Genomic DNA, 12813 nt, shown 5'->3' on the forward strand with positions numbered 1-12813 from the left:
TTAACTCTTTAAACTCCGCTCAACTCCGCGAAACGAAACACTCTTCTAAAGATGAAAAAGATACATATTGCCCTATTCCTAACCCTTTTCTTCACCTCCTGCGACAAGGGATTTGACGAGATGAACATCAACCCGATCGCTCTGACGTCGGTGGACCCGGCTTTTCAGCTCAATACGGCCATCGTTGCCAGTGCGCCCGGCTACGGCAACCTGAGCTACGAAACCACCATCGTCAAGCAGATGATCACGCCGTTCAGCGGGCAGGGATCGGCGGCCAACTTCAACCAGGACAACCGGACAGTTTCAAACGGTAACTGGACGACCTATTACGGCAACATCATCCGGGAATTGACCGATGTCATCGCCCAAACGAAAGACAATGCCGCCCGCTCTAATTTGTACAATATGACGCGAATCTGGCGCGCTTATGCCTTCATGATTGTCTCGGATTCTTACGGCGATGTGCCCTATACGCAGGCCGGGAAGAGCTACCTGGAAGGCATCGTAAAACCGGTTTACGACACGCAGGAATCGATTTATACCGATATTCTGACCGAACTGGATGCCGCTTCGGCGGGACTGGATGCGGCCAAGGCGAAAGTGGCCAGTGATGTATTGTACGACGGCGATGTGGTGAAATGGAAGCGGCTGGGGTATTCGATTCTGCTGCGGGCGGCCATGCGGCTTTCCAAAGTAAACCCGACCAAAGCCGCCGAATATGTGGCGAAAGCGGTAGCGGGTGGTGTCATGCAGTCCAACGCCGACAATGCGATTATCCGCCATACGGCCAGTTTTACGAACCCGGTCGGTAGCCAGTTGAACGGCGGACAGTCGGCATTCTTTTACCTGGATGAAGAGTTTGTGAGCTTTTTGCAAAAGAATAATGACCCGCGTCTGACGTCCATTGCGGTTCGGTATGTGGGCGCCACCAGCGGGGCGCAGCAGGTTGAATCGCGGGCTAACCGGACGGCTGCCGTGCAGATTGGTGCCCCGCAAGGCTACGACAATACGACGATCAGCGCGGCCGTAACCGCTAGTAAATTAGCCAGTTTGTGGGATTACAGTCAGCTCGACAAAACCCGAATGGCTGCCCTGACCGCCCCGAGTTTTCTGGTCACCTACGCCCAAACCCAGTTGCTGCTGGCCGAAGCGGTTTTCCGGAAGTGGACGACGGGCAATGCCGCCACGCTTTATGCCAACGGCATCAAAGCCCACATGCAGCAACTGGCCAGCTACGGCAGCAGCACCGCCGTGGCAGAAAGCGCCATTACGGCGTATGTGGACGCCAATCCGCTGGCGGCCGGGAAAGAACTGGAGCAGATCAACACGCAGTATTGGGTGGCCTCGTTTCTGGTCGGGCCCGAAGCCTGGGCCAATTTCCGGCGGAGCGGTTTTCCGGTTTTGAAACCCAATCCGTATCCCGGTAAAGACCTGAAAACTGAAGATTTTATCCGTCGGCTGACGTACACTGATGCCGAATTGAACGTCAATAAAGCCAATGTGCAACAGGCCATAAGCCGGCAGGGTGCCAACTTGCTGGATACCCGGATCTGGTGGGATAAAAAATAAAAACCGTCCCGCTCAACCCCTGATTCTGCGATGAAAAACTCCCGATTGCCGACCCGGCGTGAAATCCTTTCTACGTTTGTAGGTGTTGGAATGGCCAACGTCGGTTTCGGGGTATTTCATACGCCGAAAAAGCAATCCGATGGCGAGTCAACCCAAAAACCGGCAGAGGTAACGATTGAGTGGAATGCCCATATTTTTAGTCCGGATGTGGGGCGGTTTCCGTTTCATCCCCAAGCCGCCTATAAACCGGATGTTGCCAAACAGCCTGTCGATCAGCTCGCTGTCTATTTGAAACGGCTGGATGACGAGAAAATAGACCGGGCGGTGATTGTGCATCCCGAACCGTATGGCGACGATCACAGGCTGATGCTCGACTGTCTCCGGCGGGAACCGAAACGATTGAGAGGTACCAGTTTATTCTTTCCGAAAGACACCGATGCGCCCCGAAAACTGGCCGCGCTGGTCCGGCAGGAACCGCACATTGTGTCGACCCGGTTTCACGCGCATCGGGGAAAAGAAACGTATCTCGACACGTTTGCCGATTCGGGGGTGCGCGCGTTGTGGAAGCAGGCTGTCGACCTGAATCTGGTGATCGAGCTGCACATCGGGCCAAACTACGCCCGGCAGGCGGGTCAGGCCATTGCGGCATTTCCGGGTTGTAAAGTTCTGATCGATCACCTGGCCGAACCGCAGATGGGAACCGGAGCGGAGTATGCGGACGTGCTCGAACTGGCCCGGTTTCCGAATGTGTATATGAAACTCTCCGGACTTGATTATTTTGCCAAAGATAATCCGTATTATGAAAGTGCCATTCCGTTTACGCGCCGGATCATCAGGGAGTTTGGTGCCAATCGAATGGTCTGGGGTGGTGGTTCGCCCGCGATCGTCGACAAACACATGGCCAATTATTCCGAAGCCGACCGGGCCAACGTGAAAGGCGGAAATCTCCGCAAATTGCTGAACTGGATTGTATGAAAAACCTGAAAAAAAGACTGAAACAAGGTGAGACCCTGAATGGGTGTTGGTTAAATCTGGGGAGCTCGTTAACGGCCGAAATTGTGGGGCACTCCGGTTTCGACTGGGTGCTGATCGATCTCGAACACGGAGCGGGTTCCGAAAAAGACGTGCTGTATCAATTGCAGGCGCTGGAAAACACGGCTGCGGGCGTGATTGTCCGCGTGGAAAGCTCCGAAAGTCAGCGCATTCACCGGGTGCTGGACATGGGCGCGGAAGGCATTATGTGTCCGAAAGTTCATAATCCCGAAGAGGCAAAAAAGGTGGTCCACGGGTTGCATTACCCACCCCACGGCGGCCGGGGAGTCGCCAAGATGGTGCGCGCGACCGGTTTTGCGCAGAACTTCCAGCAGTATTACGAAGAGGCTCAGGAAACGATTCTCGGCGTGGTCCAGATCGAAACCGTCGAAGTGCTGGATCACCTGGATGAAGTGGCGGCCATGGATGGCGTCGATGTGTTGTTCATCGGCCCTGCCGACCTGTCGATGGAACTCGGGATTTTCGGACAGTTCGACCACCCGCGGTTTAAGGAAGCGTTGCAGGAAACCGTCAATGCCGCCCAGAAAGCCGGAAAATCCACCGGTATTCTCTTTTTCAATCCCGACGATTACAAACGCTACCACGACCTCGGCATCCGGCTCATTGCCTGCGGTGCCGATGCCACCTTCGTCGCCGACGGTGCCCGCAATCTGGCGAAAAAGCTGGATGCATTCCGAAAATGAATGAATTATGTCGCGGAGTTAAGCAGAGAAAAGAAGAGTTAAGCAGAGTTTTTATGAAATTTCTTTTTCCTCCGCTTAACTCTGCAAACTCCGCTCAACTCCGCGAAACAACCCCCTTAAATCCTAAACCGAAAACTCTTAATGTCTGATCCGCTTCTCATTCTGGCCGTTGGTGTATGTATCGTTGTCGGTGGCATCATCGGATTAAAATTACATCCATTCCTCGCGCTGCTGCTCGGCGCTTTCGTTGTTGCCCTGATGACCCCCGCGTCGGCCATCGAGCAGTTTGCGCTGGCGAAGGGAACCGCTCCGGCGGCTGCGCAGGCCCTGGCCAAAAAAGGCATCGGCGAACGCATCGCTACCGAGTTTGGCAACACCTGCAGCAAAATCGGCATCCTGATTGCCATGGCCGCCATCATCGGCAAGTGCATGCTGGAAAGCGGAGCCGCCGAACGAATCATTCGTTCCATGTTGAAACTGACGGGCATCGGCAAAGCACCCATCGCCTTCCTGGTCAGTAGTTTTTTTATCGGGATACCGGTTTTTTTTGACACCGTTCTTTTTCTGATGATGCCGCTCGCCAAGGCCATGACCCTGCGGATCGGCAAAAATTACCTGTTGCTCGTTTTGTGTATCATGGCTGGGGCCGCGATGGCGAACTCGCTGGTTCCGCCCGCGCCGGGACCACTGTTCCTGATTGGCGAAATGCACATTCCGATTGGACTGATGATGATTGCCGGTACCATCGTGGGGCTTTTTACGATCACGGCCGGGTATTTCTTTGCGCTCTGGGCCAACCGGAAGTGGCCGATTCCGTTGCGGGATTCGCTGGATGCCAAACTGGAAGACATCAAATTGATTGCGGCCAAAGAAGACGTTCACCTGCCCGGTTTGGGCGTGTCGTTACTGCCATTGTTGATTCCGCTGGTCTTTATTTGCGCCGATACCGTGCTGAGTACGATGGCCACGCCCGGAGATCCACTGACCCAATCGGCGGTTTTGAAGGTGGTGAAGTTTTTTGGGGACAAAAACATTGCCGTCGTCACCGGCGGAATTGCGGCTTTGCTGATTCTGGCCGCCCACAAGAAAAGTGGCAAGGAAGGTTTGACGCCTTTCGTTCAGGCGGCATTGATGAGCGGGGGCGGCATCATCCTGATCACGGCGGCCGGGGGCGCGTTCGGCGGGATGTTGCAGCAAACCGGCATCAGCACGCGGATTGCCGACATGACCAAAGATTACCAGATGGCGCTGATTCCGCTCGCGTTCCTGATTGCCGCCGTCGTCCGCACCGCGCAGGGTTCGGCCACCGTAGCCCTGATCACGGCGTCGGGGATTTTGTCCGGTATGGCGAGTAACGCGAACCTGGAATTTCATCCGGTTTATTTGGGACTGGCCATCGGCTGCGGTTCCAAACTCGTGCCGTGGATGAACGACGCCGGTTTCTGGATCATCTGTAAACTCAGCAACTTAACCGAGCAGGAAGCGCTCAAAACCATTTCGCCCCTGCTCGTCGTCATGGGCCTGACCGGCCTCGTCATCATCATGATCGGCGCGCAGTTGTTTCCGTTAATTTAAAAAAGTTTAGAGTTTATAGTTTCTGACGCAGACGTACCCACGGACTTTAGTCCGTGAATTACTGTCCACTGAGTTAAGTTGGGAACGCTGAGGATTACACGGACTTTAGTCCGTGGGTACGTCTGCGTCGGCCCACCGAAAACCGTAAACTGTATACCGAAAACCCTTTAAATTATGCAAAAAATAGGATTTATTGGATTGGGGATCATGGGGAAACCCATGGCGTTAAATTTGATCAGGGCCGGTTTTTCGGTATCCATTTTGGGAAAAAGTGGCGCGGCTGACGAACTGGTGGAAGCGGGTGCGAACACATTTCCGACGGGCAAAGCCCTGGCGCAACACAGTGACATGGTCATTACGATGTTGCCGGATTCGCCGGATGTGGAACAGGTCGTTTCCGGTCCGGATGGCGTACTGGAGGGTATTCAATCGGGGGCGTTGTTCATCGATATGTCGACGATCTCTCCTTCTGTTGCCCGGAACATTCACCAGATGATGCAGGCAAAGGGCGTGGAAGCGCTGGACGCGCCGGTTTCGGGCGGACAGGTGGGGGCGGTTTCGGCCTCGCTGTCGATCATGGTGGGCGGGAGAGAAGCGGCTTTTGAACGGGCGCTACCGGTTTTTCAGGCGATGGGGAAAAACATCGTTCGGATCGGCGAACCGGGTGCGGGACAAACCACCAAAGCCTGCAACCAGATGATTGTCGGCATCACGATTCAGGCGGTGGCCGAAGCCTTTACGCTGGCGAAAAACGCGGGCGTCGATCTGGAAAAAATGCGGGAGGTGTTGCTGGGCGGTTTTGCCCAGAGCCGTATTCTGGATTTGCACGGCAAACGGATGATTGAGCGAAATTTTGCGCCCGGTTTCAAAATCAAACTGCACAAAAAAGACCTGGGCATCGCCCTGCAATCTGGTGACGAATTTTCGGTTCCGCTGAAAGCCACGGCGCTCGTTGCCGAACAGATGAAAGCCGCCATCGCGGCCGGAAACGGCGAACTGGACCACAGTGCGATCATTCAGGAATTGGAATAATTTCTAAGAAAAACCGGGGAATCATACCCTGAAACCTAAATCCTTACGACTATGAAACGGAAAAGTTTTATCAAAGCCATCGCGACGGGCTCCGTCGGTGCGGCTGCTTTTAGTTCCGAAAACGCGCGGGCGGAAATCAAAGCCGCTCCCAAAAAAGTGCTGATGAAAGTGGGCTGTCAGTCGGGTGGCACCACCGTCGAAAATCTGGAATTCAAGGCCCGTCACGGGGTTTTTAACCTCGACGGCGGAGCGCCCAAAACCATCCCGGGCAAAGGCTGGGACCTCGACGATTCGATGAAAAAGCGGGAAGCCTGCGAGAAATACGGCATCAGCCTCGACGCTTACCACTTCCCGCTGACCTCGGCCGGAATCGACAAGGTGGAGTATCCGAACATCATGCTGGGAAAAAGCCCGGAGCGGGATCGCGAAATTGAAATTCTGCAGCAAATGATTCAGGTCGCCGGAAAAACCGGTATTAAAGTCCTGAATTACAATACAACGATTCTGCCGGTTTTGCGCACCGGGCGGTATACTGATCCGAAACGCGGCAACGCCGATTACAGTGTCTGGAATTATGAAGAAGCGCTGAAACAGAACCATCCTAAAACCGTTGCCGGGGATGTTACCATCGAGCAAATGTTCGAGCGCATTACGTACCTGCTGGACCGGATTCTACCGGTGGCAAAAGAGTACAAAGTCAAGATGGCCAACCACATCGCCGATCCGCCGACGCCGGTTGGCTACCGGGGCATTACGCGCTGGAACAGCCCGGATGTGTTTAAAGGCATTCAGCGGTTTGCGAAATTATATGATTCTGAATACCACGGTTTTAACTTTTGCATCGGTTCGATTGCGGAAGGCTTGAAAGATCCGAAAACCGAAATTATGCCGATTATTAAGTGGGTCGGTGAGCGAAATCAGATTTTTAACGTTCATTTGCGGAACATAAAAGGCGGCTGGAACAACTTTCAGGAAGTCTATCCCGACAACGGCGACATGAATTTCCTGCACGTTGTCCGCGCCCTCCGGGATGTCGGTTTTTCCGGGATGGTCATGCCCGACCACGTGCCGCACCACCACGATCCGGCCAGCACACCGCAGGCGTTTTCGTTTGCGTACGGTTACATCAAAGCGCTGTTGCAGGCGGTTTCTGACGAAGTGAAAAGTTGATTAATCAGACAACAGAATCCTGAATTTGACTATGAATTTGACTCCGCGTTTTTCCCTCAGGACCGGGCCGAGAATCAAGGAAATAACCGTTACACCGATTGCCGTGGTCGATCCGCCCTTGCTGAATGCCGCCGGTTTGCATGCGCCCTACGCCCTCCGCACGATCGTGGAGCTGGTGACGGACGACGGTATTTCGGGCATCAGCGAGATTCCGGGCAACAGCGACATCGATGCGGCTCTGGAGGCTTCCAAACCGCTGCTGATCGGACGCGATGTGTTTCAACTCAGCGAAATCCGACAGGTGCTGGTCGATCATTTCGGGAAAGACACGGCGGCCCAGCGGGGCGATGCGCCCTGGGATCAGCGGAAAATGGTGCATATTTTCAGTTCCATCGAAGTGGCCTGTCTCGATATCATCGGCAAAGTGACGGGCCGCCCGGTGGTCGATTTGCTGGGGGGCAAAATGCGTGATCGCGTGCCGTTTTCGGCTTATCTGTTCTATAAATACGAAGGCGCCGGGGGAAAACTGGCGTTCGACATCGACCCGAATGCGCAGGGTTGGGCGGCTGCCCGGCAAGCCAGCGCCCTGAATCCGGCCGAGATTGTGGCGCAGGCCCAGGCCATGTGTGCGGAGTTCGGCTTTCAGTCCATCAAACTCAAAGGCGGTGTTTTTGAACCCCGGCAGGAGGTCGATGCGATGTTTGCCCTCTACGAAGCCTTTGGTCCGAATGTGCCGCTGCGCGTCGATCCGAACGCCCTCTGGAAAGTCGAAACCGCCATTCAATACGGCCGGGAAATGGAGCCGATTCTAGAATACCTGGAAGATCCGGTTCGCGGGCAGGCGGCCATGGCGGAAGTTCGGAAGGCGATTAAAACCCCGCTGGCGACCAACATGTGCACGACCTCGTTCGAAGATATTCCGACCAGCATTGCGATTGGTTCCGAAGATATTATCCTGAGCGATCACCATTTCTGGGGCGGTTTGCGGTCGTCGATGACGCTTTCGGGCATTTGTGAAACCTTCGGTCGCGGGTTGTCGATGCACTCCAACAGCCATTTGGGCATTTCGCTGGCGGCCATGGTGCACCTCGGCGCGGCCCTGCCGCAGGTTCCGTACGCGCTGGATACCCATTATCCGTGGCAATCGGATGAGGTCATTGTCGGCGGGCGGTTTACGTTCGAAGAAGGATCGGTTCTGGTGCCACAGGAACCCGGGCTCGGCGTCGAACTGGATCGCGACGCCCTGGCCGCTTTGCACCAGAATTACCTGGAATGCGGTTTAAAGAAACGCGACGATGAACCCGAAATGCAGAAAAAACAGCCCGGCTGGAAATTTCAAGCCGTCCGCTGGTAACGTACCCACGGACTTTAGTCCGTGTAATCTATGCGACTCAAATGATTCCTCCGTTGTCGCCCGCGACAACGAAAGTAAAAATCGGTTTTTAAAAAATACGGACTAAAGTCCGTAGGTACGAGTTTTCGGTGTCTTTATAAGATAAATACATTCCGTTACACAATTAATCCTGTCGGGGAATGGTTTATGAAGACAACGATGACTTATCTCACCTATAAAGCCCGGTTTTGGCTGGGCGTTCTTACTAATTTTCTTCTGCTCCCGGCTGGATTTTGCCAGCCGGACGGGCAAACCTTCAGTCACCTCGGCGTGGACGACGGTTTGTCGCAAAGCAGCGTGTATGCCATTGCGCAGGACAACCACGGATTCATGTGGTTCGGCACCCGCGACGGACTCAACCGCTACGATTCCCGCCGGGTAGCGGTTTACAAAAATCAGACTGGGAATCCGCAGAGTCTGGCGTCCAATACCGTCAACAGTTTGCTGCGGGATAAACGGGGGCGGCTTTGGGTCGGTACCACGCGCGGACTGGCTTTGTTTCGGCCGGAAACGGATGATTTTCAGCGGTTTTCGTTTGGTAATTCACAGGATTCGACCATTATTAGTCTGGCGGAAGACAGTCGCGGACACATCTGGGTCGGCACCTTACACGGTTTGTACCGACTCCGAACTGAAAAACCATACTGGTTTGAGCGACTCGCCGAGTTGACCCAAAACCGCCTGGATCTCAAAAACCAGCACGTCCGAACCCTCTACGAAGACCGCGAGCGCAACCTCTGGGTGGGCACAACCGGCGGATTGGTGCAACTCCGGCCAATGCCTTCGGGAAAATTTCAACTGACCCCTTATTTTCTGGAACCGGCGGATTCGAAATTCCACAACGCCTTCAACGGCATCAACGCCATTGCCGAAGACCGGGCCGGGCGCTTGTGGCTCGGCACCGAGCGGCACGGTATTGCGCTGTTCGACAGTAAGTTGGGCCGGGTAACCTCGTGGACGGCGGCCACCGGTTTAGACCTCAAAACGCAAACCATCCGAACGATTCAGGCCGACGGAAAAAGCAATTTCTGGATTGGCACCATGTCCGGTTTGTACATTGTGGCACAGGATGGCAGCCGGTTTCGGGCCTTGACCAACCAGCCCACGGACCCCGGTTCGCTGAGCGATAATTCCGTTCGGTCGGTTTTTCGGGACCGCGACGGCTCGGTCTGGGTTGGTTCCTATTACGGGGGCGTCGATCTGTACAGCCCGCTGGCCCGGCAGTTTGGTTCGTACCGGCCCATGGGCGAAAAAGGCGGCATGCCGTTTAAGATTGCAGGACCGATGTTGCCCGCCAACGCATCGAATCAGCGCTGGCTCGGCACCGAAGACCGGGGGCTTTTTTTGCTGAATGCCGATAAAACCGTTGCCCGGCACTATGTCCATAATCCAAAAAATAGCCAATCTCTTTCGAATGATAAAGTAAAATGCCTGCTGGCCGACGGAACAACCGGTTTGTGGGTCGGAACGCTTCAGGGACTGAATTACCTGGACTTACGTCGCCAAACCATTACGCGGTATTTGCACGAACCCAACAACCCGAACTCGCTGCCGAATGATCGGATTTATGACCTGAAACGGGATGCGGACGGAACGCTGTGGGTAGTTACCAATCTGGGCGGTTTATGCCGATTCGAGCCGAAAACGCAGTCGTTTATTCAATTGGGCCATCGATCAGAACAGAAAAACTCGCTCAGTTCCAACAACGCCATGAGCTTGCTTATCGACAGCCAGCAACAATTGTGGGTAGGAACAACGAACGGATTAAACCGGAAATTACCGAATGAGGACGGTTTTGTTCACTTTTTTCATGACGACCAAAACCCCGCTTCGATCAGCAACAGCCACGTTACCTGCTTTCTGGAAGACCGCCAGCGTCGGCTCTGGGTTGGCACGCGCGACGGCGGATTGAATCTATTGCTGCCCGACCAACGTTCGTTTCGGCACTACACAATGGCGCAGGGGTTGCCCAGCAACACGGTTTTTGGAATCCGCGAAGATCGTCAGGGGCGCTTGTGGATCAGCACGGACAACGGCCTGGCACAGCTCGATCCGGTTCAGTCGAAAATCGTTTCGTACAATAAACACGACGGTTTGGTGTCCAAAGAATTTACATCCAATTCAACGTATCAGGATGCGAGCGGTTATTTTTACTTTGGCGGCTACAACGGAATTGTTCAATTTCACCCGGACAGCATTCGCCGGAATACGACCCCGCCCCGGCTGGCTTTTACCCAGCTGCGGCTATTCAACGAACCGGTTACCGGTCTTTCTTCCGAGGGCATCGACTACGAGCGCGGGCTGACATTGACGCACCGGCAGAATGTGTTTTCGCTCGATTTTGCGGCTTTCAACTACATCAATTCCTCCAAAAACCGCTACGCGTATCAGTTACGTGGTTTCGACGATGGCTGGAATTACGTCAGCGAACCGCGGGCGATGTACATGAATCTGGCACCGGGCGAGTATGTTCTGCGGGTGAACGGTGCCAACAACGACGGCGTCTGGAACCCGAAACCGCTGGAACTGAAAATTACCGTGTTGCCACCCATCTGGAAAACCGGCTGGGCGTATTTGCTGTATGCGCTGACATTCATTGGGTTACTGGCACTCTGGTCGCGGTTTAATCGGAACCGCTTGCGCCTGGCGCACGAGCTGGAGGTCGAACAGAACGAGAAAAACCGGCAGCAGGAACTGCACCAGACCAAGCTGAATTTCTTTACCGAAATTGCCCACGAAATCCGGACGCCCTTGACGTTGGTGATGGGCCCGATTGAGGTATTGAGCACCCACAAGCCAAATGATGCCTTTCTCCAGAAACAACTGGCGATCATGCGCGGCAGCACCGACCGGCTGTTGCGGCTATTGAACCAGCTTTTGGATTTTCGGAAACACGAAACCGGTCATAGTCAGTTGCAGAAACGGGAAACCGATCTGGTGGCTTTTCTGGAAAAAATCACGGCTTCCTTCCTGGAACACGCCCGCTCGCGGCAAGTTACGTTGCTGACTGAATCGGAAGTAACAAAACTGCCGGTCTGGATCGACGCCGGAGAAATGGAGAAAGTCGTATACAACCTGTTGCTGAACGCGTTCAAATTTACCCCGGCGGGTGGCACGATTTCGGTTCGGGTCCAACAGGATTTTGGCGAGTCAGATGCTGAAAATAAGGCGGTTATCACCGTCGGGGATACGGGCAGCGGAATTCCGGCGGACGAACTGGACCCGATTTTCAACCCGTTTTATCAGGTCAATCCGTCCAGAAAGCGCGATTCCGGTTTTGGGTTAGGATTGGCACTGAGTAAAAGTATTGTCGAACAGCATCAGGGGCAAATCACCGTTGAAAGCCGGGAGTCGGTTTTGCAAATGGCTGGTTTTACACGGTTTACCATTACACTGCCCGCCCTTCCGCCCGATTGTTCCGAAGCGGTTCCGTCCGGTTTGTCGACCGAAATCGAGTTTCCATCAGGTCACCCAACGGCTTTGACTAAACCCGCCGACGAATGGGTGGAAAAAGAAGAAGAGGGATCGGTTTCCGGGAAAACGCTCATTCTGGTGGTGGAAGATCAGGACGATATTCGGGCGTATATCCGGGATCTGTTTGCCGAAACCGCGCAGGTGATCGAGGCCGCCGACGGAGCCGTTGCCTGGGAAAAAGCCGCGCAATTATTGCCGGATCTGATCATTACCGACGTCGCCATGCCGAAAATGGACGGTTTTGCGCTGACGAACCGCATCAAGTCCGACCCGCGAACCAGCCACATTCCGGTGATTATGCTGACGGCAAAAGGCACGACGGACGATCAGTTGACGGGCTTGCAAACCGGTGCAGACGACTACGTGACCAAACCGTTTCATCCGGTTTTGCTGCAGGCCCGCGTTCGCAATCTGCTGTTGCTCCGGGAACAATTGAAAGCGAAATACCACCGGATCGTTACGCTGCAACCCCAGGAGCAGCAACTGGATCACCCGGACGATAAATTTCTGAACCAACTGATGTCCGTGCTGAACGCCAACCTCAGCAACGCCGATTTTAATGTAACCAGTCTGGTCGGTGAAATGGGCATGAGCCGACCGGTTTTGTTTCGAAAAGTGAAGATGCTGACCGGTTTGTCGGTAATTGATTTATTGCGTACGACACGACTGAAAAAGGCGGAAATCCTGTTGAAACAAAAGAAAGCCAGTGTGTCCGAAATCGCCTTTGCCGTCGGATTTGGCGATCCCCGGTATTTCAGCCGCGCTTTCCGCGCGCAGTTTGGCGTGACTCCGACGGAGTATGCCAGTCGGTGTGCGGAAGTGGCTGAGGTGGGCGTGCACTGAACTAATTTTTCATAGAAAACC

The 12813-nt window shown here is 54.4% G+C and carries 8 protein-coding genes; all 8 read left to right on the forward strand.

Going from position 1 to position 12813, the window contains the following annotated elements:
* Window positions 1–51: 51 nt before the first annotated feature.
* Window positions 52–1569, forward strand: a complete 1518-nt coding sequence (locus EHT25_RS14495) for a SusD/RagB family nutrient-binding outer membrane lipoprotein (protein WP_124875631.1) — start codon at window positions 52–54, stop codon at window positions 1567–1569.
* Between the two features lie 30 nt (window positions 1570–1599).
* Window positions 1600–2544, forward strand: coding sequence for an amidohydrolase family protein (locus EHT25_RS14500; RefSeq protein WP_124875633.1), 945 nt, complete (start codon window positions 1600–1602; stop codon window positions 2542–2544).
* On the forward strand, window positions 2541–3305 hold the full coding sequence (locus EHT25_RS14505; protein ID WP_124875635.1) for an HpcH/HpaI aldolase family protein: 765 nt from the start codon (window positions 2541–2543) through the stop codon (window positions 3303–3305). The genes EHT25_RS14500 and EHT25_RS14505 overlap by 4 nt, the downstream gene beginning before the upstream one ends.
* A 141-nt stretch (window positions 3306–3446) precedes the next feature.
* Window positions 3447–4880, forward strand: coding sequence for a GntP family permease (locus EHT25_RS14510; RefSeq protein ID WP_124875637.1), 1434 nt, complete (start codon window positions 3447–3449; stop codon window positions 4878–4880).
* 174 nt (window positions 4881–5054) lie between these two features.
* Complete coding sequence (locus EHT25_RS14515; protein WP_124875639.1) at window positions 5055–5912, forward strand: 2-hydroxy-3-oxopropionate reductase; 858 nt, start codon at window positions 5055–5057, stop codon at window positions 5910–5912.
* Window positions 5913–5963: 51 nt separating this feature from the next.
* Window positions 5964–7082 (forward strand): mannonate dehydratase, encoded by a 1119-nt coding sequence (locus tag EHT25_RS14520; protein ID WP_124875641.1) that lies wholly within the window; start codon window positions 5964–5966, stop codon window positions 7080–7082.
* 31 nt (window positions 7083–7113) lie between these two features.
* Window positions 7114–8436 carry an enolase C-terminal domain-like protein gene (locus EHT25_RS14525; protein WP_124875643.1) on the forward strand — a complete coding sequence of 441 codons (1323 nt, stop codon included), beginning with the start codon at window positions 7114–7116 and terminating at the stop codon, window positions 8434–8436.
* A gap of 198 nt (window positions 8437–8634) precedes the next feature.
* Window positions 8635–12792 carry a hybrid sensor histidine kinase/response regulator transcription factor gene (locus tag EHT25_RS14530; protein ID WP_124875645.1) on the forward strand — a complete coding sequence of 1386 codons (4158 nt, stop codon included), beginning with the start codon at window positions 8635–8637 and terminating at the stop codon, window positions 12790–12792.
* The last annotated feature ends 21 nt before the right edge of the window (window positions 12793–12813 follow it).

This window comes from Larkinella rosea (genome assembly GCF_003858635.1).
Taxonomy (GTDB): Bacteria; Bacteroidota; Bacteroidia; order Cytophagales; family Spirosomataceae; genus Larkinella; species Larkinella rosea.

What these genes read in the sequence shown, in the direction of transcription:
- EHT25_RS14495 (WP_124875631.1), top strand. Translation starts at nt 52, where the DNA reads ATGAAAAAGATACATATTGCCCTATTCCTAACCCTTTTCTTCACCTCC.
- EHT25_RS14500 (WP_124875633.1), top strand. Translation starts at nt 1,600, where the DNA reads ATGAAAAACTCCCGATTGCCGACCCGGCGTGAAATCCTTTCTACGTTT.
- EHT25_RS14505 (WP_124875635.1), top strand. Translation starts at nt 2,541, where the DNA reads ATGAAAAACCTGAAAAAAAGACTGAAACAAGGTGAGACCCTGAATGGG.
- EHT25_RS14510 (WP_124875637.1), top strand. Translation starts at nt 3,447, where the DNA reads ATGTCTGATCCGCTTCTCATTCTGGCCGTTGGTGTATGTATCGTTGTC.
- EHT25_RS14515 (WP_124875639.1), top strand. Translation starts at nt 5,055, where the DNA reads ATGCAAAAAATAGGATTTATTGGATTGGGGATCATGGGGAAACCCATG.
- EHT25_RS14520 (WP_124875641.1), top strand. Translation starts at nt 5,964, where the DNA reads ATGAAACGGAAAAGTTTTATCAAAGCCATCGCGACGGGCTCCGTCGGT.
- EHT25_RS14525 (WP_124875643.1), top strand. Translation starts at nt 7,114, where the DNA reads ATGAATTTGACTCCGCGTTTTTCCCTCAGGACCGGGCCGAGAATCAAG.
- EHT25_RS14530 (WP_124875645.1), top strand. Translation starts at nt 8,635, where the DNA reads ATGACTTATCTCACCTATAAAGCCCGGTTTTGGCTGGGCGTTCTTACT.